This window comes from Hydrogenophaga sp. LT287, assembly GCF_055702805.1.
This window is the reverse complement of record NZ_JBVPZC010000018.1, coordinates 43432-69189: the sequence shown is the minus strand read 5'-3', so window position 1 is coordinate 69189 and position 25758 is coordinate 43432. Positions and strand designations below refer to the sequence as shown.

Genomic DNA, 25758 nt, shown 5'->3' with positions numbered 1-25758 from the left:
GGTCCTGGAAGTAGCTCATGACGCGCTCGGGGTTTTGCTCCAGCATCGCCATGTGATCGTTGGCCGCATCGCGTAGCTTGGCCTTGGTTCGCACCGGCACGCGCTTGCCCATCTCCTGCTTCAAGTCCGCATTGAGCCGCTCCTCTGGGTTGAGCTGTGGGCTGTAGCTGGGCAGGTAGAACAACTCGATCTGGTCCTGCCGCTCAGCCACCCAAGCCTTCACCAGCTTGCTGTGGTGGACCCGCAGGTTGTCCAGAATCAGAAAGACTTTTTTACCCGCGTCCTTGATCAAAGCTTGTAGGAATTCGATGAGCTTCTCAGCATCGAAAGCCTCGTCAATGATCATCCACCGCGTCTTGCCCTGGTTGGTCACCGTGGCAATCATGGAGAGCTTTTGACGGGTGCCGCCCACGGCCATGGCCACCGGTGTTTTGCCCGCTGGCGCGAAGCTCCTGCCGCGCACATCGGTGTTGACCAAGGCCGTCTCGTCGCCCCAGTGAATCTCGGCCCCCTCGGCCCTGGCGCGCTGCTCAATGCCGGGGTACTCGCCCTCCAACCAAGCCTGCACGGCAGCAGGGCTTTGCTCGTAAGCGCGCTTGATGGGCTTTTGCGGTGTGAAGCCCCAGCGGGTGAGGTACTTGCCGATGCTGCGCACTTGCAGCTTGATGCCAAATTCCTGTTCGATGAGCTGACCCACTGCGGCCCGGCTCCACAAGCTGAAATCCATCTTGAGCTGCTCGGGGCGTTTGTCGATGATCAGGCGCTGGATGGTGTCTTCCTGCGCCTGACCGAGCACCCGGCCATCGCCTCTGGCTCGTCCACGAACAGCGGGACGTATCGCACCCCAGCCGCCAGCGTCAAACAGATCGATAGCCGTTCGCACTGTCGGGTAGCTCAGCCCCGTCATCGTGACGATCTGCATGATCTTGGTGCCTTGTCTGTACAGCCTCACGACCTGTTTGCGCCGTTCGTGAAGTTGCTCCAGTGTCTGACTTCTTGCGCTTTCTTTTTCCATGACACTCTGATCGCAAAAATCAGACAAAGTTCATACTTTAACGGGCCTTATCTATAGGTTGCCGGTTTGGACAGCGAGGAAAGTCGCCGTGTTCAGTCGCCGATGATGGCCGTTTGCACCTGCTCTTTGAGCTTGGGACTGGCGTGAAAGGTAACCACCCGGCGGGCCTGAATGGCCACCGGCTCGCCGGTGCGTGGATTGCGCCCGGGGCGCGGCGCTTTGGTACGGATCTGAAAGTTGCCAAAACCCGAAATTTTCACGTCGGTGCCTTCAACCAGGCTGTCGGTCACGAGATCGAAAAAGGCATCGATCATGTCTTTGGATTCGCGCTTGTTGAGCCCGATCTGGTCAAACAGCAACTCTGCGAGCTGGGCCTTGGTCAGGGCCGGGGTCTCCAGGCTCTCAACGGCGAGTTCCATGCAATGTTTCTCCAAACTTTTCGTATCAGCCGCGCAGACGTGCGTCAACGCGCTGGGCCAGTGAGTCGAGCACGGCTTTGACCGCCACGTCGATATCTTCCTCGGTCAGTGTAGCGTCGTCGCGGTTCAACACGAGCCGCACCGCCAGGCTTTTTTCATCAGCGGCCAAGGATGTCGCCGAGGTTTCGGCCGAAGCCTGTTTCTTGGGGCGGTACACGTCAAACAACACCACATCGCGCAACCAGGGACTGGCGGGCGCGCGGATGGCTTCAACCACCGCAGCGTGGGTCACCGTCTCTTTGACGACAATCGCTAGGTCACGTTCGACCGCCTGGTGACGGCCGACGGCCTGAAAAACGGGCACAGGCCGCTCGAGCACGGCGTTCAGGTCCAGCTCAAACATGACCGGCGCCTGCGAAAGGTCGTAGGCCTGGCGCCATTTCGGGTGCAGTTCACCCACTTGGCCAATGCATTGCTCGCCAAGCCAGACACTGGCCGAACGGCCGGGGTGCATGGCTGGGTGCTCGGCCGCGCGAAACGTGGGCTGCCGCGGCGCCAACAAGGCCTGGACGTCGCCTTTGGCGTCAAAGAAGTCGACAACTCGCTCTGGTGAACTCCATTGCAAGGTGTCCACCGGCCCAAAACACAGGCCTGCCACGCGCATAGGCTGGTCAAACCCGGCCACGCTGGTGTCGCTGTCCTGCACGGCTGGGTCTTTCCGGAATACGCGGCCCAGTTCGAACAGCCGCACACGGTCGGCTCGCCGGTCGAGATTGAATTTGAGCACGGCCACCAGGCTGCCCAGCAAGGATGAGCGCATCACGCTCATCTGGCTGGCGATGGGGTTGAGTAGTTTGATTGGGTTGGTGTTGCCAGCCAACTCCCGCTCCCAACGCTCTTCGACGAAGCTGAAGTTGATGGTTTCCTGGTAGCCCAGTTGCGCCAGTTGCCGGCGCACCGCAAAGTGTCCGCGCTGCGCCTCAGGCCGTATCTTGGCCGTGATGGGTGCCTGCGGTGGCGTGTGAGGCAACTGTTCGTAGCCGATGACGCGCGCGACCTCTTCGATCAGATCTTCTTCAATCTGCAGATCAAACCGGTAGGCCGGCGGGGTCACGGTCACGGTGCCCTCGCCTTCGCTAATGGTCAGACCCAACCGGCTCAGTGCGCCTGCGCACTGGGCTTGGGTCAGCGGCATACCAATGACCTTGACAGCCCGTGCAACGCGCAGCGTCACGGGCTGAGCCTGTGGCACGTTGACGGTCAGATCGTCCAACACCGAGGCCTGTCCACCGCAGATATCCAACACCAACTGCGTGATGCGTTCAACGTGTTCAACCGTCGTGGACGGATCTACGCCACGCTCAAACCGGTGACCGGCATCGGTTGAGGAATTGAAACGGCGCGAACGGCCGGCAATGGCCTTGGGCCACCAGAAAGCAGCCTCGATAAAAATGTTTTGGGTCCCGTCGGTCACAGCGGTGGCATCGCCACCCATGATGCCGGCCAACGATTCGACCGCTTGATCATCAGCGATCACGCCCACCTGGGCGTCCACGGTCACGGTGTTCCCGTTGAGCAGTTTGAGCTGTTCGCCTTCGCGACCCCAGCGCACCTGCAAACCGCCATGGATCTTGTCGAGGTCAAAAATATGGGATGGACGGCCCAGCTCGAACATCACGTAGTTGGAAATATCCACCAGCGGTGACACGCTGCGCTGGCCGCAGCGAGCCAGTCGGTCCACCATCCAGGCCGGGGTGGTGGCGCGGGTGTTGACGCCCCGCACGATGCGGCCGGTGAAACGCCCACACAAATCTGGGGCTTGCACGCTCACGTGCAGGCGGTCGTTGAGGCTGACCGGAACAGCCGGGAATACAGGCTCAACCAGCGGGGAGCCGGTGAGTGCGGCCACCTCTCGGGCGATGCCATACACGCTCAGGCAATGCGCCAGGTTGGGCGTGAGCTTGAGGGTGAACAGCATGTCATCCAGCAACAGTTGCTCACGGATGTCACGTCCCACCACCGCATCAGGGGCCAGCTCCAGCAGGCCACCATGGTCATCCGCCAACTGCAGCTCTTTGGACGAGCACAGCATGCCCTGGCTCTCAACACCCCGCAGCTTGCCCAACTTGATCAAGAAAGGTTTGCCGTCTTCACCCGGCGGAAGCGCAGCACCCACCGTGGCGCAGGGCACCAGAATGCCAGCGCGTGCATTGGGTGCGCCGCACACGATATTGAGCGGCTGCCCCTGCCCCACATCAACCTGGCAAACGCGCAAGCGGTCGGCGTTGGGGTGCTGCACGGCCTCCAGGATACGGCCCACCACCACACCGCTAAACGGTGGCGCGACAGGCTCGAGTTCCTCGACCTCCAGACCAGCCATGGTCAAGGTGTCAGCCAGCTGCTGGCTGGTCAGGGGTGGATTGCAAAAGGCTCGCAGCCAGGACTCGGGGAATTGCATAGAAAAGTCTCAACAAACTTGAACACAAGTAGGCACGGCAGGGCCTGCATCCGGAACACCGCAGACCAGCCCAGCTGGACCACGGCGTCGTGCGCACAGCGCCACCGGGGACTATCTGAACTGGGAAAGGAAGCGGACGTCGCCGTCAAAAAACAGGCGCAAGTCGTTCACACCGTAGCGCAGCATGGTCAGGCGGTCGGGGCCCATGCCAAACGCAAAGCCGATGTAGCGCTCAGGGTCAAGCCCCATGTTGCGCACCACGTTGGGGTGCACTTGACCAGAGCCGGCCACTTCGAGCCAACGGCCAGCCAACGGGCCGTTTTGGAACTGGATGTCGATCTCGGCGCTGGGCTCGGTGAACGGGAAGAAACTGGGACGGAAGCGCAGCACCAGATCATCGGACTCAAAAAAGGTGCGGCAAAAGTCGGTGAAGACGTATTTCAGGTCCTTGAAACTCACGTTTTCGCCAATCCACAAGCCTTCGCACTGGCGAAACATGGGCGAATGGGTGGCGTCGCTGTCCACCCGGTAGGTGCGCCCGGGTGCAATCACGCGGATTTCCGGCATTCCGGTGCCGTTGTCGATCGCAGCACGGTGGCGTTTCACATGCTGCACCGCGTGGCGAATCTGCATCGGGCTGGTGTGCGTGCGCAGCAAATTGGGCGCTTTTTCACTGCCGCCTTCGACGTAAAAGGTGTCGTGCATCGAGCGCGCGGGATGGTCTTCCGGCGTATTCAATGCCGTGAAGTTGAACCAGTCGGACTCAATTTCGGGACCCTCGGCCACCTCAAAGCCCATGGAGCCAAAGATCGCCTCAATGCGCTCCAGCGTCAGACTCACAGGATGCAAACCACCCTGACCACGCTGACGACCCGGCAGCGTCACATCCAGCGCCTCGGCCTTCAGCTGAACTTCCAGCTCGGCGTCGGCAAGGGCCTGGCGCCGCGCAGTCAGCGCCGCCTCAATGGCCTGCTTAGCCTGGTTGATCGCCGCTCCGCGGCTCTTTTTTTCATCCACAGACAAAGCCGCCATGCCCTTCATCAGCTCGGTGATGCGGCCAGATTTGCCCAGAAACTGGGCCTTGGCGTTTTCCAGATCGGCCGGGGTGGCGGCTTGCGCGAAGCCGGCGCGAGCGTTGTCGACCAGTGCGTCCAACTCGTTCATGTGTGTGATTGTGCGTTGCGAAAACAAAAAAGGGGCTGAGCGCTGCGAGGGAAATCCCTCAAGCCTCAACCCCTTTGAGCGACTGGAAGACCCCAACGACCCATTCAGGCCGCCGCAGTCTCCGTCGTGAATCAAGCGGCCAGCTTGGCTTTGACTTGCTCCACGATGCTGCCAAAGGCAGCCGGGTCGTTCACGGCCAGATCGGCCAGGACCTTGCGGTCAATCTCGATGCAGGCCTTCTTCAGACCATTGGCGAACTGGCTGTACGTCATACCGCAAGCACGTGCACCGGCGTTGATACGCGCGATCCAGAGCTGACGGAAGACGCGCTTCTTGTTGCGACGATCGCGGTAGGCATATTGCCCCGCCTTCATCACCGCCTGTTTGGCGATACGGAAGACGTTACCGCGGCGACCGCGAAAACCTTTTGCAAGGGCGAGAACTTTTTTGTGGCGGGCGCGTGCCGTTACACCACGTTTGACGCGAGGCATGAGTGACTCCTTGTTCGTCGTTGATCAAATACCCATGCCGGGCAGCATCTGTGCCATGTGACCCATATTGGTCTCATGAACAGTCACGGCGCCGCGCAGGTGGCGTTTGGTCTTGGTGGACTTCTTGGTCAGAATGTGACGTTTGAAGGCTTGACCGCGTTTCACGGTACCACCGGGACGAACGCGAAATCGCTTTTTCGCGCTGCTCTTGGTCTTCATTTTGGGCATGTACATGCTCCTTTTTGATTTGTGCTCGTGAGGCGCTGCGAACCTTCCGCAGACTTGTTGGCCCCGAGCCACTTCTATGAAAAGCCTTGCGGCTTTTCTTTCGGCGATCAGCCTTGCGGCCAGCGCCTCGGACCAGCAGGAGACTACCCTGCCCGTCCAATCTGTTTGCAGACCCGAGGTCTGCGACACCTTTTCAGAGGTGCAAATTAATCTGTGCTCTGCGCAGCAGGCTCAACTGCCTTGGGTGCTGCTTTCCTGCGTCCGGGCGCGATCATCATGATCATCTGGCGGCCTTCCAACTTGGGAAACTGCTCCACCACGATGATGTCTGCGAGCTCGTCGCGAATGCGGTTGAGCAAGGCCAGACCCAGTTCCTGGTGCGTGATCTCACGGCCGCGAAAACGCAACGTGATCTTGCACTTGTCGCCATCATCAAGAAAGCGACGGATGTTGCGCATCTTGATGTTGTAGTCACCGTCGTCGGTGCCTGGGCGGAACTTGACTTCCTTGATCTCGATAACCGTTTGCTTGGCCTTGGCTTCCGCCGCCTTTTTCTGCTCTTGGTACTTGAACTTGCCGTAGTCCATCAAGCGACACACTGGGGGAATGGCGGTGGCAGCAATTTCCACCAAGTCCACATCCAGCTCACCGGCCATGCGCAGCGCTTCTTGCAAACTGACAATGCCCAGCGGCTCGTTTTCTGGCCCATTGAGGCGGACCTCTGGAGCCATGATTTCACGGTTCAGTCGGTGTGCGCGCTCTTCGCGTTGGCGGCGGTCACGAAAATTGGTAGCTATGGTACGTTCCTTTGTGTGGGCTGATTAAACAGGTGGACCGCCCCGAAGGACGCCCCAATGCACAAGCGATGTGCGCAGCGGCCTCGGGGGTCAACCGGGTGTTTGAATTCAAACTTTGGATGAGACGTCTGCCGCAATCAGCCTGGAAAAGTCTTCCAGCGGCATAACACCGAGGTCTTTGTTACCTCGCGCCCGCACAGCCACGGCGCCAGCTGCCTTTTCTTTGTCGCCCACGACAATTATGTAAGGGAGCTTTTGCAACGCGTGCTCCCGTATTTTATACGTTATTTTCTCGTTGCGCAGATCGGTTATGACCCTAAGCCCTTGATTCTGCAGCGATTTGGCGATTTCACGACAGTAATCGCCCTGCGCGTCGGTGATATTGAGCACCGCAACCTGCACCGGCGCGAGCCACACCGGGAGTGCGCCTGCGTGCTGTTCGATCAGGATGCCAATGAAACGCTCCAGGCTGCCCACGATGGCGCGGTGCAACATGACAGGTCGGTGACGTGCGCCATCTTCCCCCACGTACTCGGCGTCCAACCGCTCGGGCATGGAGAAATCGACCTGCATGGTGCCGCATTGCCACTGGCGCCCGATCGCGTCTTTCAACGTGTATTCGATTTTGGGGCCATAAAAAGCGCCGTCGCCGGGCGAAATCTCGAACTCGCAACCCGACGCGCGCAGGCTCTCCTTCAGGGCGTGCTCAGCCTTGTCCCAGCTCTCGTCACTGCCAATGCGCGCTTCGGGACGGGTCGCCACCTTGTAAATGATGTTGCTGAAACCGAAGTCGGTATAAACCTTTTGCAGCAGCGCGGTGTAAGCCACACACTCATCCAGGATCATGTCTTCGGTACAGAAGATATGGCCATCGTCCTGGGTGAAGGCACGCACCCGCATGATGCCGTGCAGACCACCCGTGGGCTCATTGCGGTGGCATTGGCCAAACTCGCCATAGCGCAAAGGCAAGTCGCGGTAGCTCTTGATACCTTGCTTGAAGATCAGGATGTGACCGGGGCAGTTCATCGGCTTGAGCGCGTAATCGCGTTTCTCGCTTTCCGTGGTGAACATGTTGTCGCGGTATTTGTCCCAGTGGCCGGTCTTTTCCCACAGGCCCTTGTCCAGAATCTGCGGCCCTTTAACCTCCTGGTAACCGTTGTCGCGGTAGACGCGGCGCATGTACTGCTCCACCTCTTGCCACAGGGTCCAACCCTTGGGGTGCCAAAACACCGTGCCGGGCGAATGTTCGTCGATGTGGAACAGATCCAGTTCACGACCCAGCTTGCGGTGGTCTCGCTTCTCTGCCTCCTCGATCATGGTCAGGTGTTGCTGCAAGTCGTCCTTGCTGGCCCAGGCCGTGCCGTAAATGCGTTGCAGCATCTCGTTGCGGTGATCGCCGCGCCAGTAGGCGCCCGCCACCTTCATCAGCTTGAAGTGCTTGAGCTTGCCGGTGCTGGGCACGTGTGGGCCGCGGCACAGGTCTTCAAAATTACCCTCGCGGTACAGAGACACGTCCTCGTTACTGGGAATGCTGGCAATGATTTCTGCTTTGTAGTGCTCGCCCTGCCCTTTGAAATACGCAACGGCTTCGTCGCGTGGCAGCACACGGCGCACCACCGGCTCGTCTTTGCTCGCCAACTCCGCCATGCGCTTTTCGATGGCCACCAGGTCTTCAGGCGTGAAGGGACGCTTGTACGAAAAATCGTAGAAGAACCCGTTTTCAATCACCGGGCCAATGGTCACCTGCGCATCGGGAAACAATTCTTTCACCGCGTAAGCCAGCAGGTGGGCGGTGGAATGGCGAATCACCTCCAGGCCGTCGGCATCTTTGGCGGTGATGATGGCCAGCGGGCTGTCCGCCGTGATCTGAAAGCTGGTGTCCACCACCTTGTCGCCAATTTTGCCGGCCAGCGCAGCTTTGGCCAGGCCGGCGCCGATCGATGCAGCAACTTCGGCTACGGTGACCGGACCAGGAAACTCGCGTTGTGAACCATCGGGGAGCGTGATGTGAAGCATGGGTGTCCAGAAACAAAAAAGCGCGGCATGGGGCCGCGCTGGATGGAGTTGAAAAGGGGAATCGGGCAGGCGCGAACTGCGGGCCTCAGGAGGCCAGAGGGAAACGCCTTGTAGTTCGCGGTGTCATAACCAGATTGCCTTTCTCGCTCTTGCTGTACTTTGAAGCTCTGAATTTTCCCACAAAAAAGCCCGGGGCTGGCCCGGGCTTTCTGTCTCAACAGCCCCTGGGGGCTTGTGAGGCTTCCGATCAGTGGAACTGCTCTTCTTCGGTCGAGCCGGTGAGGGCTTTCACGCTGGAAGAACCGCCCTGGATGACGGTGGTCACGTCGTCGAAGTAGCCTGCGCCCACTTCTTGCTGGTGCGACACGAAGGTGTAACCCTTGTCACGTGCAGCAAATTCCTGCTCCTGCACCATTTCGGTGTAGTGCTTCATGCCTTCGCCGCGGGCGTAGGCGTGGGCAAACTGGAACGTGTTGAACCAGTTGATGTGGATACCGGCCAGCGTGATGAACTGGTACTTGTAGCCCAGCGCGGCCAGGTCTTCCTGGAAGGAAGCGATCTGGCTGTCGTTCAGGTTTTTCTTCCAGTTGAACGAAGGCGAGCAGTTGTACGACAACAGCTTGCCCGGGCACGAAGCATGCACAGCCTGGGCAAATTCGCGGGCGAAGCCGATATCTGGCACGCCGGTCTCGCACCACACCAGGTCGGCGTAGGGGGCGTAGGCCACGCCACGGCTGATGGACTGCTCCAGGCCGTTCTTCACGCGGTAGAAGCCTTCTTGCGTGCGCTCGCCGGTCAGGAAGGGCTTGTCGTTGGCGTCATGGTCGCTGGTGATCAGGTTGGCGGCTTCGGCGTCGGTACGGGCCAGCACGATGGTGGAGACACCCATGACGTCAGCGGCAAAACGGGCTGCGATCAGCTTTTCGCAAGCTTCTTGCGTGGGCACCAGCACCTTGCCACCCATGTGACCGCACTTCTTCACGGCGGCCAACTGGTCTTCAAAGTGAACGCCGGCGGCACCGGAAGCGATCATGTTCTTCATCAGTTCGAACGCGTTGAGCACGCCGCCGAAACCGGCTTCTGCATCGGCCACGATCGGCAGGAAGTAGTCCACAAACTCGGGCGAACCTGGCTCGATACCGCGGCCCCACTGAATTTCATCAGCGCGCTTAAAGGTGTTGTTGATGCGGCGCACCATGGTGGGCACCGAATCGTAGGCGTACAGCGACTGGTCGGGGTACATGGTCTCGGAAGTGTTGCCATCAGCGGCGACTTGCCAGCCCGACAGGTACACAGCCTCCAAGCCGGCCTTGGCCTGCTGCATGGCCTGACCGGCGGTGATGGCACCAAATGCGTTCACGTAGCCTTTTTTGGCGCCGCCGTTGACCTTGGCCCACAGCTTTTCAGCGCCGTTTTTGGCCAGCGTGTATTCAGGCTGCATGCTGCCGCGCAGACGCACCACGTCGGCGGCGGTGTAGCCGCGCTTGACGCCCTTCCAGCGGGGGTTGGTGGCCCAGTCTTTTTCGAGGGCTTCGATCTGTTGCTGGCGGGTCAGTGTTTGGGACATGAAACTACTCCGTGAGGTTGAGAAAACAGGTTCGGCCACTTGGCTTGCAAGGACAGTGCCGATGAACAGACTTTAAGTCTTATAGAAGAGTTTGAAAAGCTCTTATGTCTTATACAAGACAAATATTTTATCGTTTAAATTCAATGCACTTCCTATGATATTTCTCAATATGGGAATTTGTTTCCCGTAATGAGAAATATTCTTGCATTGCAGCATTTTTATTTTCCACATTATGAAGATCGATGCCCTCATCGTGGGAAACGGATGTGGGGTGGTCCCTGCATGCCTGGGTCCGAACCATGCCAACGCACAACTTCGGTGCTTTGGATGAATCAGGCATGATCCGCAGCCATGCAAATCCAATCCATTCGAAAAGGTGCGCCATGAACCGATGGTGGGCGTACGCCAGCCTGGGCCTGAGCATGGCATTGGTGGGAAGTTATGTGGCGCTATCCAAGCCACTGGTGTTGGTGTTTCCCGTGTTTTTGCTGGCCTGGATGCGCTTTGGCATTGGTGGTCTGGCCATGTGGCGGTGGATGCGCAAGCCCGCCGACGAGGCCCCCATATCAAGCCACACACGCCGCCTGTTGTTTCTGGAGTCGTTCCTGGGCAACTTCCTGTTCTCGATCTGCATGCTGTTTGGGGTAAGCATGACCACCGCTGTGGCCGCGGGCGTGGTCATGTCGTCCATACCCGCCGTGGTGGCTGTGCTCAGCTGGTTGTTTCTACGCGAGCGCATCGGCTGGCGCAGTGCGGCTGGCATTGCTTGTGCGGCCATCGGCATCGGGCTGTTTTCCTTGCAGAAAGCAGACCCGGCCATGCCGGTGCTGGCTGATACGAGTGGCCCCTTCGGCATCAGCCGCAGCTTGCTAGGCAATCTGCTGGTGTTTGCAGCGGTGGTTTGTGAGGCCGCCTACGTGGTCATTGGCAAGCGCTTGACCGATGGTCTGAGCCCCAAGCGCATTTCGGCCATCATCAACCTCTGGGGCTTTGCCCTTGTCACGCCGTTTGGGCTGTGGGCTGCATGGCAGTTTGACTTTGGTGCGGTCCAGGCACCCGTTTGGGGCCTGCTGGTTTTTTACGGTTTGGCCGCCAGTATGTGGACCGTGTGGCTTTGGATGACCGGCCTGAAGACGGTGCCAGCGTCACAAGCCGGCGTGTTCACGGTGATGCTGCCCGTGAGCGCTGCCGCCATTGGCGTGCTGTTCATGGGCGAACGGCTCACAGGCTTGCAAGTGGTGGCGTTTGGCATTGCGCTGCTGGGCCTGGTGCTGGCCACCCTGCCCGGCCGGCGTGCCCGTGCCGGCTGAGGCCCCATTCAGCGACAAAGATCAGGCACACCAGAGCCCGGTGGGGTTGGTGATGCCCATCCACAGGGCCCAGCCCGACGTGGCCGCCAGTGCCAGACCGGCAAGGCGAATGCCCCACGCACCTGAGCGGCCACCGCGCAACCGCAACAGCAGCCAAGGACCTGCGGTAAGCGATATGGATGTGCCGATGGAGAACAGCGCCATGATGGCAGCGCCCTCTGCTGCATTGGCCGACAGGGACGCCACCAGCAAGGCCGAATACAGCAAGCCACAAGGCATGAGTGCCCAAGCGACACCCAACACCACAGGTGCGCGCTGTCCCAGGGAGGCCATCACAGGACGGGCCTTTCGCCAAATCGATTGACCGAGGTTTTCAATCCAGGCGGGCTGGCGGGCCTGCCAGATCAGCACGGCACCGAGCAAAAGAGCGGCCACATGGAACATGGTCCACACAGGGCGCAGCACCGCGGTGTTGGTGCCCAACCAGGCCAGGCCTTGCACCGAGCCGGCGGCAAAGGCGCCGAAGAGTGCGTAGCCCAGCATGCGGCTGAACTGGAAGGTCCACAGCGCGCGGGTGCTGCGCTCACCCGCCGCACGGCTGATGCCCGCGCAAGCCGCGCCGCACATGGCCACGCAGTGGGGCCCGCCCGCGAGGCCCATGAACAGGGCCGTGATCGCCATTGAAGTCTGCATAAGTCACTGTAGCGCAGGCCGGGCACGGGCAACGCCTGCGCCCGCGGTATCCCGCTGAACGCTCAGATGATTTTCGAAAAACGCGCCCGGTCCAGGTCAACCTGCAGGTTCTTGTCAAACACCATAGCGATGGCACGCACGAGAAACCAACCTGTAGTCGTGACCTCGACGCCCGTGTCATCCATGGTGACCAACCCGCTCTCTACAAAGCCGGACAACACTTCCAGCTCACGCGCGAAGTAGGACTTGAAATCGATCAGGTGGCCGAGCTCGATGGATTCGTATTGCAACTGGCCTTGGCACATGAGCGACATGATGACGGAGCGTCGCAACAGGTCATCCCGCGTCAACGCCAGGCCGCGCACGATGGGCAGACGCCCCTGGTCCAACGCGTCGTAGTACTCGTCGAGCGTTTTGGCGTTCTGGCTGTAGGTGGCGCCAATGCGTCCGATGGCCGAAACGCCCAGAGCGATCAAATCGCAATCGGGCTGGGTGCTGTAGCCCTGAAAGTTGCGGTGCAGACGACCTTGGCGCTTGGCCACGGCCAGTGCATCGGTGGGCAAAGCAAAGTGGTCCATGCCCACATACACATACCCCGCGTCCATGAACGCGTCCAGCGAGGCCGACAGCATGGCCAGCTTGTCGCCGCCGCTGGGCAGTTCGGCAGAGATGATGCGGCGCTGTGGCTTGAACCGCGAAGGCAGATGGGCGTAGGCATACAGCGCAATGCGGTCCGGACGCAACTCGTTGACCTGGGCCAAGGTGCGCGCAAAAGATTCCGGGGTTTGCAGGGGCAAACCGTAGATGAGGTCCACATTGACCGACTCAAACCCGATCTTGCGGGCGGTTTCCACCAGGGCAAAAACCTGTTCAGCGGGTTGCACCCGGTGCACCGCTTTTTGCACCGCCGGATCGAAATCCTGCACACCAAAGCTCAAGCGGTTGAAGCCCAGTCTGGCCAACGTCTGCAACCGCTGGTCGGTCACCGTGCGAGGGTCCACTTCAATCGAATACTCACCACCCGGCACCAGCGTGAAATTGCGCCGGATCATCGACATCAGGTCTTCCAGCTCGGCATCGGACAGAAAAGTGGGGGTACCGCCGCCCAGGTGCAGCTGCGACACGCTGTGACCTTGCCCGAAGTGCTGCACCTGCAGCTCCACCTCACGAGACAGATAGCGCAGGTATTCGGCTGCACGTTCGTGGTGCTTCGTGATCACCTTGTTGCAGGCGCAGTAGTAGCAGACCGACTCACAAAACGGAATGTGCACATACAGCGACAGCGGCAGCGCCATGGAACCCACTCGGCGCTGCTCCAGCGCTTGTATATAGTCTTGCTCCGCGAAAGCTTCGACGAATCGGTCTGCCGTCGGGTACGAGGTGTAACGAGGCCCAGGAATGTCGAATCGCTTGAGCAACTCGTTGGAAATAGCATGACTCACAAACAGTTCTCCAGTTCTGAGGGCTGAATGTGCCGCATGAGCGCGCCAGCGCCTTTGATCTTGATCAAGGCCTCGGTCGGACCGGGGGTTGTCCCCAGGATTGCCCCCAGACTCCAGACCGGCCTTTTCTCGACAGTGCTCGGGCCGATGCGTTAAGCTAACCCCGCAATCCTGGAAAAATTATGGACATTCAAAGCATCAAAGTCGCCTGCTCAAGCTGCAACCTGCGGGAGTTGTGCCTGCCCATGGGTCTGAACAGCGAAGAGATAGACAAGCTCGACGCGGTGATTTCCACACGCCGCCGCATCAAGCGCGGCTCCGCGCTCTTCAACACGGGCGACAAGTTCACGTCGCTATTTGCCGTTCGTTCTGGTTTTTTTAAAACCTGCGTTACTACCGCAGACGGCCGTGACCAGGTGACCGGCTTTCAGATGACGGGAGAAATCATTGGCCTGGACGGCATCGTCAGCGACCACCACTCGTGCGACGCGATTGCACTGGAGGACGCCGAGGTGTGCGTGATGCCTTTTGACCAGGTGGAAGAGCTCTCACGCGAATTCACCACCCTGCAACACCACGTCCACAAGATCATGAGCCGCGAGATCGTGCGCGACCACTCGGTGATGCTGCTGCTGGGCAGCATGCGCGCCGAAGAACGGCTGGCGGCTTTCTTGCTCAATCTGGTCCAGCGGCTTCATGCCCGCGGGTTCTCACAGTCCGAGCTGATTTTGCGCATGACCCGCGAAGAGATCGGCAGCTACCTGGGTATGAAGCTCGAAACGGTGAGCCGCACTTTCTCCAAGTTCGTTGACGACGGCATTATCGAAGTGAAACAGCGCTATGTTCACATCAAGAGCACCGAAGGGCTCAAGCAGATCGTGAATCCGCAAACTTGCCGCTGAATCCACCGCGACACACAACGAAAACCTGGGCGAATGCCCAACAAAAAAACCCCGGACAGGCGCATACGCCTCTCCGGGGTTTTTGTTGGCGCTGAAGGCGCTAGCCGTTTCAGCCGCAGCGACCGTTCTTGGCGCAGTCGGTTGGTCGCTCGTCTGCGGGTATCGGGCAACGGTTCACCTCAAATGGCGACATGGCGAGCAAAGTTGTCAAGGCGCTGGAAACCATGGTTGCACCCCAGAACACAAAGAACGCGAGGGTGTAAACCGCTTCCCGCGACAGGGCCAGAGGAGAGCCAAACCAATGCAGATCGCTGGGATCGACAAAAGCAAACACCACCATTTCCAGCACCGCGGCCACCAAAAAAGCAGGCCATGCTATCCACATCAAACGCTGTGTCCACATCGGTGCGGCTCCTCTTCCATATCTGGTTTTGTTAAAGCGACAAGCACCCGGGTACAGCTGCACCGGTAGCCAGGCTGGCCATTATTTTTCAGAGGGCACCAAAGGTGAAGCCGCATGGTTTCGACCCTGATTGGCTGGCTGCACAGCCATCAGCGCATCGATCCTTGCTTGCCCCTCCAGTGCCAGTGCCGCCCTGCGCTCTCGCTCGTAGACCTCCTTGTCAAGCACCGGATCCTGGTCCATCGACGAAATGACCACCATGGTGCTGGTCGCTATCACCCCACACAACAGAAGAGCCGGCACGAACACCACATGTGGAATTCTCCACCAGGGGGTATTTTCATGGCTTGGGGGCTGGGTCAAGGGCGCGTTGCTCATGTTGTAGCTCCGAAATGGGAATGTCAAATGGCGCTGAATGTCGTCAGCGCGGGACCAGGAAGGCAGCTTTCTCGGAAACCTCGACTGGCTCGTCACCAACCGAGCGGATGCTGAACTGGATGGGGTGCGAGCCCGGGTTTGCAGCATCCGGCGGTATCTGAACCCGAATCACGGCCGAGCGGACCTCAGTGGGCAACACCTCGACTTTGTTTTCCGAAGCAATGGTGACACCCGACAGGCCGGACACCGTGATGACGTAGCGCTGTGTGGATTCGGTGGCGTTCATGATTTGCAGCCGGAAGACGTTTTCAATGCGTCCTTGCTCCACCATGCGGGCCAATGCGCCCCGGTCGCGGATCACGTCCACCTTGAGCGGCTTGCGCATGAACAAGCTGACCATCACAGCCAGGGTGATGGCCAGCAGGATACCGGTGTACACCAGCACCCTGGGTCTGAACGCTCGCTTGATCATTTGAGCCGTGGTCCAGCCCTGAGCAACCCCATTCTCGGTGGAGTACTTGATCAAGCCGCGCGGATAACCCACCTTGTCCATGACCTCGTCACACACGTCAATACAGGCACCGCAGCCGATGCATTCGTATTGCAGACCCTTGCGAATGTCGATACCGGTGGGGCAGACCTGGACGCAGAGCGTGCAGTCAACGCAAGAACCCAACCCCAGCGCCAAGGGATCGGCCTTTTTCGATCGCGGACCGCGGGGCTCACCACGCTTTTCGTCGTAGGTGACGATCATGGTGTCTTTGTCAAACATCGCGCTCTGGAAACGCGCGTAGGGGCACATGTACTTGCAGACCTGCTCGCGCATGAACCCTGCGTTGCCGTAGGTGGCAAAGCCGTAGAAAAATACCCAGAAGGTTTGCCAAGGGCCCAAAGACGCGGCCAGCGACAAGGCAGCCAGATCGCGGATGGGCGTGAAATAGCCTACGAAGGTGAAGCCTGTCCAGAGCGCAAAAGCAATCCACAAGGCGTGCTTAAGCCACTTTTTGCCCAGCTTTTGCGCGGAAAAATCAGCCTGATCCAAGCGCATACGGGCCGAGCGATCGCCCTCGACCTTTTTTTCGATCCAGAGAAAAATTTCGGTGTAGACCGTTTGTGGACACGCATAACCACACCAGAGGCGACCCGCCACGGCCGTGAACAAGAACAGGGCCAGTGCAGAAATGACCAACAGCCCGGTCAGGTAAATGAAGTCCTGCGGGTACAGCACCAAGCTGAAGATGTAGAAGCGACGGGCTTCCAGGTCAAAAAGAACCGCTTGACGAGCGTTCCACTCCAGCCAGGGCAAGCCGTAAAACACAATTTGTGTGATCCAGACCGTGATCCAGCGCCAGTTTGAGAACATCCCCGATACAGAGCGCGGGTAGATCTTTTGCCTCGCGGCATACAAAGAAACCATCTCTTCATCGTCGTCTTTGGCGCCCCGAGGGGACACAGCAACGATGGGAATGATGGGCTTGCTGGCGTTGCTGTCTGGTGTGTCGGAACTCACGAGGAACCCGGAAAGGAAGGCAAAAAAGTAAGGGCGGCGGTCATCACAACCGCCGCGGTCTCAGGGGCACAGAGTGCTTAATTGGCCGGCTTGTTGGACATGCCCCAGACGTAGCCGCTGAGGACGTGAATCTGCGCCTCATTGAGCAACGCCGACTGGCCGGGCATTTGGTTGTTGATGCCGTTGTTGACGGCGCGGATGATGGCCTCTTCGCCCCAGCCGTGCAGCCACACACCGTCGGTCAGGTTGGGTGCACCCATGGCGATGTTGCCCTTGGCGTCCATACCGTGGCAGGCTGCGCAGGAGCCAAAGCTGTTCTTACCCTGCGTGGCACGCACGCTGTCGTGCGGGCTGCCCGACAAGCTGAGCACATAGTGAGCCAGGTTACGGACCTCTTCCGGACCACCCACTGCGGCGCCCATGGGCGGCATCACGCCGTTGCGGCCCTGAGCGATCGTGGTTTTAATGGCTTCTGGATCGCCACCATACAGCCAGTCGCCGTCGGTGAGGTTGGGGAAGCTCTTGGCGCCACGGGCATCTGAACCGTGGCACTGGGCACAGTAGTTCATGAACAAGCGCTCACCCACAGCCATTGCCTGGGTGTCGCCAGCCAGCTGCTCGGGCTTCATCTCATTGAACTTGGCGTAGATGGGTGCGATGGCTTCCTGAACCTTGTTCACCTCAGCGGTGTGTTGCCCCTGTGACGACCAGCCCAGCACGCCCTGGTATTTGCCAAACGTGGGGTAAAGCACGCCGTAAGCCAACGCGAACACCACGGTGATGATGAAAAGGTACACCCACCAGCGTGGCAAGGGGTTGTTCATCTCGGCCAGGTCACCGTCCCACACGTGACCGGTGGTGTTGTCGGCAAGTGTCGCCGCTTTGGTCGTGCCGCTGATCCACAGCAGGATCAGACAGGCGATGATGCTGACCAGCGTCAGCCCGGCCACGTAGTAGTGCCAGAATTCACTTGTAAAGTCGCTCATGATGTTTCTCTTGTTGGTGCCGCGGTTTAGTCTTCGTTGAAGGGCAGCCGAGCTGCCTCATCAAAGTTGGCCTTGTTGCGTTTGGACCAGGCCCAGACCACGATGCCAACAAAGGTCAGCAGGCTGACCACTGTGACGATGCTGCGCAGGTCGTTGATGTCCATGACGAAGCTCCGTGTTTATTTGCGAGCGGTGCCCAGCACCTGCAGGTAGGCGATGACGGCTTCCATTTCTGTCTTGCCCTTGACCTCTTCCGCCGAGGCAGCGATCTCTTCGTCGGTGTAAGGCGCGCCCAGGGTGCGCAGCACTTCCATGCGCTTGGGCAGCTGGGTCTCGTTGACCATTTTTTCAGCCAGCCAAGGGTAGGCGGGCATGTTGGACTCGGGCACCAGATCGCGCGGGTTGGTCAGGTGAATGCGGTGCCATTCGTCGCTGTAGCGGCCGCCCACACGGTGCAGGTCAGGGCCGGTACGCTTGGAACCCCACTGGAATGGGCGGTCGTAAACGAACTCGCCCGCCACCGAATAAGGACCATAGCGCAGGGTTTCAGCCTGGAAGGGGCGAATCATCTGCGAGTGGCAGTTGTAGCAACCCTCGCTGACATACACGTCCCGACCAGCCAACTGCAGCGCGCTGTAGGGCTTGAGGCCCTCAATCGGCTGGGTGGTGGACTTCTGGAAGAACAGAGGAACAATTTCCACCAGACCACCCACCGCCACCACGAGCGTGATCAACACGATCATGAGGAAGTTGTTGGTCTCGATCCGGGCGTGACCCGTGAGTTTTTCGTTATTGGCCATTTTTCTTCTCCTCAGGCGTGTGCGGGGTTGACTGCCATCACGGGGACCGGCACAACGCGACCCTGACGCACCGTCATGATGACGTTCCAGAGCATGACGATCATGCCGCCGAGGTACAGCAGACCGCCCACCAGACGGATCACATAGAACGGGAAGGTGGCTTTCACCGACTCGACGAAGGTGTAGGTCAGGCTACCGTCGGGGTTGACCGAGCGCCACATCAGACCCTGCATCACACCAGCGATCCACATGGCGGCGATGTACAGCACGATACCGATGGTGGCCACCCAGAAGTGCAGCTCAATGGCGGGTACCGAATACATCTTCTTCTGACCGTAGAGGCGAGGAATCAGGTAGTAGAGCGAACCCATGGACACCAGACCCACCCAACCCAAGGCGCCGGAATGCACGTGGCCCACGGTCCAGTCGGTGTAGTGGCTCAGCGCGTTGACGGTCTTGATCGACATCATCGGGCCTTCGAAAGTGGACATGCCGTAGAACGACAGGGACACGATCAGGAACCGCAGGATGGGGTCGTCACGCAGCTTGTGCCAGGCACCCGACAGGGTCATGATGCCGTTGATCATGCCGCCCCAGCTGGGGGCCAACAAGATGAGGGAGAAGACCATGCCCACCGATTGCGTCCAGTCTGGCAGCGCGGTGTAGTGCAGGTGGTGTGGGCCGGCCCACATGTAGGTGAAGATCAGCGCCCAGAAGTGGACGATGGAGAGGCGGTAGGAGTAGACCGGACGCTCGGCCTGCTTGGGGATGAAGTAGTACATCATGCCCAGGAAAGCAGCGGTGAGGAAGAAGCCCACGGCGTTGTGGCCGTACCACCACTGCATCATGGCGTCCTGAACACCGGCGTAGACCGAGTAGGAGTGCGTCGCGCTGGTGGGGATCTGGATGTTGTTGAAGATGTGCAACAACGCCACGGCAATGATGTAGGCACCAAAGAACCAGTTGGCCACATAGATGTGGCGAACCTTGCGGATGCCCACGGTGCCAAAGAACACCACCGCGTAAGAGACCCAGACCACGGCGATCAACAGATCGATCGGCCAGATGAGTTCAGCGTATTCCTTGCTCTGGGTCAAACCCATGGGCAAGGTGACAACGGCCGAGACGATGACCAGGTTCCAGCCCCAGAACGTCAACCAGGCCAACTTGTTCAGGAACAGCTTGGTGTGGCAGGTGCGCTGCACCACGTAGTAGCTGGTCGCAAACAGCACGCTACCGCCAAACGCAAAAATCACCGCGTTGGTGTGCAACGGGCGCAAGCGCCCGTAGCTCAACCACTCAATGCCCATATTGAGCTCGGGCCAAGTTAACTGGGCTGCAATGATCACACCCACCAACATGCCAACCACGCCGTAGATCACGGACATGATGGCAAAACCACGGACAACACCGTCGTCGTAGACCGCCGACTGGCTGGCCTTTGTTATTACGGACATACAGAACTCCTCGTAAATGTCACTATGTGGAGTGTCCTCACGGACCCCCTCTTCCGCCTTGACTTATATCAATCGCCTCTGAGAATGCGATCGCCCTCCCGCTCGATGTTGTCAAATTGCCCCTTTTGCAGCGCCCACCAGAAGACGCCGATGATGGCGAAGACCAGCACGATGGAAATGGGGATCAACAAATACAAAATATCCATGGCGAAAACCCAGAAAGTTCAAACTTCAAATACCGGCTGCCGAACCGCTGCATGGTACGCCTTCAGGGTTTACCCGAGGCAGTATCAGAGGGCCGCGATGGGACTTTAGATGCCAGGCGCAAGGCATTGCCGATGACCAGCAACGAACTGCCGGCCATTCCCAGACCAGCCAGCCAGGGCGGCATGTAGCCCAGCAGCGCCAGCGGCACACACACCAAGTTGTAAAGCGCGGCCCACATCAGGTTTTCCCGCACGATGCGCAGCGTGGAGCGCGCTTGCTTCAAGGTCAGCACCACATCCATGACCTGACCGCCCTGAATCACGTAATCGGATTGCGCTTGCGCCAGGGGCGCGGCATGGCCGAGCGCGAACGAGGTGTTGGCCCGGGCCAGCACCGGACCGTCGTTCAAACCGTCACCCACCATGGCCAGCTTGATACCCTGTACTTGAAGAGCGCTCACCTCGGCCAGCTTTTGCTCGGGTGAAGCGCCTGAGATCACATGGTCGACGCCCACGGCCTGCCCCACTTGCTGGGCGGCGGCTTCGCGGTCGCCTGAAAGCAGCCAGGTACGCACCCCCATGGCCCGCAACGCACTCACGGCGGCTTGGGCGTCGTCTCGCAAGCCTTCTTGCAATTCAAAGGAGGCGAGCCAACCTTGCTCGTCTGATAGGTGTACGCGGGGGGACTCGCTCGCATCGGGGGAGCCGACGTCGTCAACACCACAAAACGCCGATGAACCCAAACGCACACGTGTGCCATCGGCGCGCAACGCTTGCATACCCTGGCCGGCCACCTCGGCGAGGTCGGTCAAACCGGTGGTCTGAGGTCTATCAAGGCTGCCCGCCGCCAACGCGATAGCTCGCGACACGGGGTGCAAAGAACCGGCTGCCATGGCGCCGCCAAGCAACAGCGCCTCATCGTGGCTGACGCCGGCACGGGTGCGCACATGGGCCAACACCAGGCGGTCGTGCGTCAAGGTACCGGTTTTGTCGAACACCACCGCGTTGATCTCAGCGAGTGACTCAAAAGCCTGCAAACGGCGCACCAGAATGCCACGCCGGGCCAAAGCACCGGCCGACGTGAGCATGGCCGCCGGCGTGGCCAGCGACAGGGCGCATGGGCAGGTCACGATCAACACCGCCACCGCCACGGCCAGCGCCTTGGAGTGATCGATCTGCCACCAGTACCAGCCAGCAAACGCTGCCGCCACCAGCACAGCCACCAGAAAAGGGGCGGCAATGCGGTCGGCCAAAATGGCCAAGCGGGGCTTTTCGGTGGAAGCTTTTTCCATCAGCGACACGATCTGGGCAAAGCGCGTGTCGCGCCCGAGTTTGTCCACCCGCATCAGCACCGGGCCACCCAGGTTGTAACTGCCGGCAACCACACCCTGCCCTTGGTGCCGCGTGACAGGACGCGACTCACCGGTCAGCAGCGCTTCGTCCACGGTGGCGCTTTCGCTGAGCACCGCGCCGTCGCCTGGAAACGCCTGACCGGCCTGCACGCGCACCACGTCGCCCAGCGCCAGCCGGCGAATAGACACCGCTTCAAAGCTGCCATCGGGTTTCTGCAGGTCGCACACCTCAGGCAGGCGGTTCATCAGGCTGTCGAGTGCGCCGGCGGTGCGGTCACGTGCTTTCAGCTCCAGGTAGCGCCCGCCCAGCAGGAAAAACACAAACATGGTGAGCGAGTCGTACCAGACCTCATAACCCCAAGGGCCCGAGGGATCAAAGGTGGCGCCCGAACTGGCCAGAAAGGTGACCAAGATACCGATGGAGACCGGCGTGTCCATGCCCACCCGGCCGTGTTTCAGGTCGCGCCACGCACTGCTGAAAAATGGGCCACTGGCAAAAAACACCACCGGCAGGCTGAGCACCCAGCTGGCCCAGCGCAGCAGCTGGTCGATGTCGGCGGGGATTTCGCCCGGCTCGGTCACGTAGGCTGGCCATGCGTACATCATGACCTGCATGGCGCAAAAGCCCGCGACGAACAGGCGCCAGAGGGCCTGGCGGGTTTCGCGCAGCCGCTCGCTGATGGACAGCGCCTGCTGCATGGGCAGCAAGCGGTAACCGGTGTCGCCCACGGCTCGCGCCAAGCTGGACATGGTGGTTTTTGCCGGGTCCCAGCGCAGCGTGAGCCGCCGGGTGGCTGCGTGCACATGGGCGCGCTCCACGCCCGGCAAATGCTGCAACGCGCTTTCCACGGTGTCCGCGCAGGCGGCGCAATACATGCCCTGCACCATCAGCACCGATTCGGCTTCGGTATGCCCGTCAACGTCGTTGAATTCGGTGAACTCGCGCTGCTCGATCGGGTCGTCGAGCACCGCGAAGTTGTCGGTGACGTCCAAGGGTCCGCGGTGCTCGCCGAGCCAGCTGGCAGGCGCCGACAGCGGCGCGTTGGCCTGCGCAGAGGGTGCGCCACCCAGGCGCGGGTCGGCAAGTGGCAGCCCTACCGGGGGCACGGTAGTGGCCTCGTTCATGCGGCGAGCGTAAGGGAAGTCAGGTTCCATGTGCTTGATTTAAGTCAACCGGAATAGGAGCGTGTTTGCTAGTCTATGGCTTCCCTACACACTATTGAGGAGATACCGCATGTACAAACGTATTCTGGTGGCCACCGACGGCTCCAAACTCTCGCAACAAGCGGTGGAGCACGCCATCAACCTGGCCGACCTGACGGGTGCAGAAGTGGTAGCGCTGAAAGTGGTGCCGCGTTACCCGCAAACCTACTTTGAAGGCGGCGTGGCCCTGGCGGCGGCCGAGGTGGCCCGCATTGAAAAACAATGGCAAGACGAGGCCATGGCTGCCGTGACGGCGGTGAAGTCGGCCGGTCAGCTGCGCGAAGTGAAGGTCAAGCCCATCACGGTGAAGTCGGACCTGATTGCCGAGGCGATCATTGCAGCGGCCAAGCGCAACAAGTGCGACCTGATCGTGATGGCTTCGCACGGTCGCCGTGGCCTCAAGCGCCTGTTGCTGGGCAGCGAAACACAGCAGGTGCTGACGCATTCGCACACGCCGGTGCTTGTTTTAAGGTAACCCCCCGCGCCGCCTGCGGCGTCACCCCCTCCAGGGGGCGATGCGTGTGGCCCGGCGGAGGTTCCGCCGCGTTCTGGGTTTGAGTCACGCGCTCCGGATCGTTGCCCGTAGCGCGTTTCGTTTTTTCAGGCGAACTCGTTTTTGTACTGCTCGCGCAGCAAGTTCTTTTGCACCTTGCCCATGGTGTTTCGGGGCAGTTCGCTGACCACGAAACAGCGCTTGGGGATCTTGAAATTGGCCAGATTGGACTTGAGCGCGGCAATGATCTGATCCGCGTTCAGCGTGGCGCCAGGCTTGGCAATGACCACGGCCACGCCCACTTCGCCAAAGTCGGGGTGGGGCACGCCCACCAGCGCACTTTCAGCCACACCGGCCAGCTCGTTGATGAAGCCTTCAATCTCGGCCGGGTAGACGTTGTAGCCACCGGAAATGATCAGGTCTTTGCTGCGCCCCACGATGCACACGTAGCCCCTGGCGTCCACGCGCCCCACATCGCCAGTTTTGAAAAATCCATCGGCGGTGAATTCTTCGGCGGTTTTTTCTGGCATGCGCCAGTAACCCTTGAAGACATTGGGGCCGCGCACCTGAATCCCACCGATCTCACCCGCGGTCAGCGGCAAGCCCGCGTCGTCCACCACACGCAGTTCCACGCCAGGCAGCGGGAAACCCACGGTGCTGCCGCGCCGCTCGCGCTCACCGGCGTAGCGGGCATCGGGGCCGCAGGGGTTGGACGTGAGCATCACGGTTTCGCTCATGCCGTAGCGCTCCAGGATGGTGTGGCCCGTGCGGGCCTGCCATTCGTTGAAGGTTTCGATCAACAAGGGCGCCGAGCCCGAAATGAACAGCCGCATGTGCGCCGCCTGCTGCCGCGTCAGGGTGGGCTCGGCCAGCATGCGCACGTACAGCGTGGGAACCCCCATGAACACCGTGGCGCGGGGAAAGAGCGAAACCGCCGTGGGCGCATCAAACTTGTTGAGCCACAGCATGGGGCTGCCGTTGATGAGCGCACCGTGAATGGCCACAAACAAACCGTGGACATGGAAGATCGGCAAGGCGTGGATCAGCACGTCGTCTGGCTGCCAGGCCCAGTAGCTGCGCAACACCTGGGCGTTGCTCAACACGTTGCCGTGCGACAGCATGGCCCCTTTGCTGCGCCCGGTGGTGCCGCTGGTGTAGATGATCACCGCCAGATCATCGGCGGCGCACACAGCGGGGGTGTGCACATCGCTGTGGTGGGCGGCGCGCTCCAGCAGGCTGCCGTTGCGCGCGTCGTCCAGGGTGAACACATGGCGCGTGCCGGCGTTGAAGGCAATCTTGGACACCCAGCCAAAGTTTTTCGGGCTGCACACCACCACGGCGGGTTCGGCGTTGCCTACGAAATATTCAATTTCGGCGCTTTGGTAGGCGGTGTTGAGCGGCAAAAACACATAGCCCGCTCGCAGCGTGGCCAAGTAAAGCACCAGCGCTTCCACCGATTTTTCAACCTGCACGGCCACGCGCGCGCCTGCGGGCAGGTCCAGCGAAGCCAGCAAGTTGGCCACCATGGCGGTGGCGCGGTCCAGGTCGCGCCAGCTGTAGCACAGGCTGGGGCCGTCCGGGTCCACAGTTTCCACCGCCACGCGGTCCAGGTCGTCGGGGAAAGCCGCGCGCAGCGCAGCGAACAGGTTGTGGTTGGTCATGGTTTGGCCACGGGTTTCAAGAAGGGTGGTTCAATAAATCAAAAAGCAGGTTTGCGCTTCGCCATAAAAGCGCCCACACCTTCGCGGTGTTCGGCGCTGTTGGCGTACTCATAGGCGCCAGCCATCAGCTCAGGTGGTACGGGTTGGGCCGACAGGCTGCGCAAGGTCTGTTTGTTCAGGCGGGCGGCTTGTGGCGCCAGTTGGGTGGCCCGCTGCGCTCGCAAAAGCGCTTGCCCGGCCACCTCAGCGTCGGGCCAGACCGCCTGCAAAAACCCGCGCTGCTTCATTTCGGCCGCGTCCAACACGGTGGCTTCCAGCAGCATCTCGCGGGCGGTGGCCAACCCGACTTCTCGGGCCACCAGCTGAGCCTCGCGCGGCGCCATGGGAAAACCCAGGCGGGCAATCGGGGCACCGAAGCGCGCGCCCTGCCCGGCCAGGCGCACGTCGCAGCAGCTGGCAATTTCGACCCCGGCGCCCATGCAGTTGCCTTCGATTTGCGCAAACAGCGGCAGGTCGCAGGCCAGCATGGCGCTCAGACCGCCCCACACGTCGTTTTCGTGGAAGTCGCGCAAGCCCGCTTCGTCAAAACGAAACGACGGGTATTCGCTGATGTCACCACCGGCACAAAAATGCCCGCCCTCTCCGCCCACCAGCACGGCGCGCACATCGGTGCGGGTCTGCAAGTCTTCAAACACGGCCTTCAAGGCGCGCCACATCGCACGGGACATGGCGTTGAAGCGGCCCGGATGGCTCAGCGTCACCCGGGCCAGCGCGCCATCACATTGCAGCAGAACAGCGCCCGACATG

Annotated in this window: 25 protein-coding genes; 3 read left to right on the top strand and 22 right to left on the bottom strand. The window is 60.4% G+C overall.

The features are described 5' to 3' along the window. From AC0GNR_RS13670 to aceA, 9 genes are all read right to left on the bottom strand, one after another. The coding region (locus tag AC0GNR_RS13670; protein ID WP_472901483.1) for an IS630 family transposase at nt 1-1015 on the bottom strand (1015 nt) is incomplete at its 3' end. Nucleotides 1016-1107: 92 nt separating this feature from the next. Next, nucleotides 1108-1434 (bottom strand): integration host factor subunit alpha, encoded by a 327-nt coding sequence (locus AC0GNR_RS13665; protein WP_322306576.1) that lies wholly within the window; start codon nt 1432-1434, stop codon nt 1108-1110. A 25-nt stretch (nt 1435-1459) separates the two neighbouring features. Further along, nucleotides 1460-3892 carry a phenylalanine--tRNA ligase subunit beta gene (gene pheT, locus AC0GNR_RS13660; RefSeq protein WP_472901482.1) on the bottom strand — a complete coding sequence of 811 codons (2433 nt, stop codon included), beginning with the start codon at nt 3890-3892 and terminating at the stop codon, nt 1460-1462. 111 nt (nt 3893-4003) lie between these two features. Then, nucleotides 4004-5056 carry a phenylalanine--tRNA ligase subunit alpha gene (pheS, locus tag AC0GNR_RS13655; RefSeq protein WP_472901481.1) on the bottom strand — a complete coding sequence of 351 codons (1053 nt, stop codon included), beginning with the start codon at nt 5054-5056 and terminating at the stop codon, nt 4004-4006. Nucleotides 5057-5187: 131 nt separating this feature from the next. Next, complete coding sequence (gene rplT / locus AC0GNR_RS13650) at nt 5188-5547, bottom strand: 50S ribosomal protein L20 (RefSeq protein WP_322305953.1); 360 nt, start codon at nt 5545-5547, stop codon at nt 5188-5190. A 24-nt stretch (nt 5548-5571) separates the two neighbouring features. After that, nucleotides 5572-5775, bottom strand: coding sequence for a 50S ribosomal protein L35 (rpmI, locus tag AC0GNR_RS13645; protein ID WP_069048846.1), 204 nt, complete (start codon nt 5773-5775; stop codon nt 5572-5574). A gap of 206 nt (nt 5776-5981) precedes the next feature. Then, nucleotides 5982-6572 (bottom strand): translation initiation factor IF-3, encoded by a 591-nt coding sequence (gene infC, locus AC0GNR_RS13640; RefSeq protein ID WP_472901485.1) that lies wholly within the window; start codon nt 6570-6572, stop codon nt 5982-5984. Nucleotides 6573-6680: 108 nt separating this feature from the next. Continuing rightward, the gene (gene thrS / locus AC0GNR_RS13635; protein WP_472901480.1) at nt 6681-8588 is read right to left on the bottom strand and encodes a threonine--tRNA ligase; all 1908 of its coding nucleotides are present in this window, start codon (nt 8586-8588) and stop codon (nt 6681-6683) included. 247 nt (nt 8589-8835) lie between these two features. After that, complete coding sequence (aceA, locus tag AC0GNR_RS13630) at nt 8836-10155, bottom strand: isocitrate lyase (protein WP_472901479.1); 1320 nt, start codon at nt 10153-10155, stop codon at nt 8836-8838. 383 nt (nt 10156-10538) lie between these two features. Between aceA and AC0GNR_RS13625 the strand changes: the two genes are divergently transcribed. Next, nucleotides 10539-11465, top strand: a complete 927-nt coding sequence (locus AC0GNR_RS13625; protein WP_472901478.1) for a DMT family transporter — start codon at nt 10539-10541, stop codon at nt 11463-11465. 21 nt (nt 11466-11486) lie between these two features. Here the strand turns inward: AC0GNR_RS13625 and AC0GNR_RS13620 are convergent, their stop codons facing one another. Together AC0GNR_RS13620 and hemN are read right to left on the bottom strand one after the other, a co-directional pair. Beyond that, nucleotides 11487-12146, bottom strand: coding sequence for a sulfite exporter TauE/SafE family protein (locus tag AC0GNR_RS13620; protein WP_472901477.1), 660 nt, complete (start codon nt 12144-12146; stop codon nt 11487-11489). Nucleotides 12147-12220: 74 nt separating this feature from the next. After that, on the bottom strand, nt 12221-13600 hold the full coding sequence (gene hemN, locus AC0GNR_RS13615) for an oxygen-independent coproporphyrinogen III oxidase (protein WP_472901476.1): 1380 nt from the start codon (nt 13598-13600) through the stop codon (nt 12221-12223). A 182-nt stretch (nt 13601-13782) separates the two neighbouring features. On the opposite strand from hemN, the gene fnr reads away from it, so the two are divergent. Continuing rightward, nucleotides 13783-14502 carry a fumarate/nitrate reduction transcriptional regulator Fnr gene (fnr, locus tag AC0GNR_RS13610; protein ID WP_472901475.1) on the top strand — a complete coding sequence of 240 codons (720 nt, stop codon included), beginning with the start codon at nt 13783-13785 and terminating at the stop codon, nt 14500-14502. 109 nt (nt 14503-14611) lie between these two features. Here the strand turns inward: fnr and AC0GNR_RS13605 are convergent, their stop codons facing one another. The 9 genes from AC0GNR_RS13605 to AC0GNR_RS13565 form a co-directional block, all read right to left on the bottom strand. Continuing rightward, complete coding sequence (locus tag AC0GNR_RS13605; RefSeq protein ID WP_472901474.1) at nt 14612-14905, bottom strand: hypothetical protein; 294 nt, start codon at nt 14903-14905, stop codon at nt 14612-14614. Nucleotides 14906-14986: 81 nt separating this feature from the next. After that, the gene (locus AC0GNR_RS13600) at nt 14987-15283 is read right to left on the bottom strand and encodes a hypothetical protein (RefSeq protein WP_472901473.1); all 297 of its coding nucleotides are present in this window, start codon (nt 15281-15283) and stop codon (nt 14987-14989) included. 43 nt (nt 15284-15326) lie between these two features. Beyond that, nucleotides 15327-16700 carry a cytochrome c oxidase accessory protein CcoG gene (gene ccoG, locus AC0GNR_RS13595; RefSeq protein ID WP_472901484.1) on the bottom strand — a complete coding sequence of 458 codons (1374 nt, stop codon included), beginning with the start codon at nt 16698-16700 and terminating at the stop codon, nt 15327-15329. Between the two features lie 170 nt (nt 16701-16870). Further along, entirely contained in the window at nt 16871-17779 is a 909-nt protein-coding gene (gene ccoP / locus AC0GNR_RS13590) for a cytochrome-c oxidase, cbb3-type subunit III (RefSeq protein WP_472901472.1), read from the bottom strand. Nucleotides 17780-17805: 26 nt separating this feature from the next. Beyond that, entirely contained in the window at nt 17806-17943 is a 138-nt protein-coding gene (locus AC0GNR_RS13585) for a cbb3-type cytochrome oxidase subunit 3 (protein WP_472901471.1), read from the bottom strand. Between the two features lie 15 nt (nt 17944-17958). Continuing rightward, on the bottom strand, nt 17959-18579 hold the full coding sequence (gene ccoO / locus AC0GNR_RS13580; protein WP_472901470.1) for a cytochrome-c oxidase, cbb3-type subunit II: 621 nt from the start codon (nt 18577-18579) through the stop codon (nt 17959-17961). Nucleotides 18580-18590: 11 nt separating this feature from the next. Beyond that, the gene (ccoN, locus tag AC0GNR_RS13575) at nt 18591-20036 is read right to left on the bottom strand and encodes a cytochrome-c oxidase, cbb3-type subunit I (RefSeq protein WP_472901469.1); all 1446 of its coding nucleotides are present in this window, start codon (nt 20034-20036) and stop codon (nt 18591-18593) included. Nucleotides 20037-20104: 68 nt separating this feature from the next. After that, nucleotides 20105-20242: a cbb3-type cytochrome oxidase assembly protein CcoS gene (ccoS, locus tag AC0GNR_RS13570; RefSeq protein ID WP_472901468.1), complete on the bottom strand. Its 138-nt coding sequence runs from the start codon at nt 20240-20242 to the stop codon at nt 20105-20107. Between the two features lie 62 nt (nt 20243-20304). Then, nucleotides 20305-22749, bottom strand: a complete 2445-nt coding sequence (locus tag AC0GNR_RS13565; RefSeq protein WP_472901467.1) for a heavy metal translocating P-type ATPase — start codon at nt 22747-22749, stop codon at nt 20305-20307. A gap of 79 nt (nt 22750-22828) precedes the next feature. Between AC0GNR_RS13565 and AC0GNR_RS13560 the strand changes: the two genes are divergently transcribed. Then, on the top strand, nt 22829-23272 hold the full coding sequence (locus AC0GNR_RS13560) for a universal stress protein (RefSeq protein WP_304838702.1): 444 nt from the start codon (nt 22829-22831) through the stop codon (nt 23270-23272). A 125-nt stretch (nt 23273-23397) separates the two neighbouring features. Here the strand turns inward: AC0GNR_RS13560 and AC0GNR_RS13555 are convergent, their stop codons facing one another. Beyond that, a complete protein-coding gene (locus tag AC0GNR_RS13555; RefSeq protein WP_472901466.1) occupies nt 23398-24951 on the bottom strand; it encodes a malonate--CoA ligase in 1554 nt (517 codons plus the stop codon). Nucleotides 24952-24989: 38 nt separating this feature from the next. Continuing rightward, the gene (locus AC0GNR_RS13550; protein WP_472901465.1) at nt 24990-25757 is read right to left on the bottom strand and encodes an enoyl-CoA hydratase/isomerase family protein; all 768 of its coding nucleotides are present in this window, start codon (nt 25755-25757) and stop codon (nt 24990-24992) included. Nucleotide 25758: the final 1 nt, after the last annotated feature.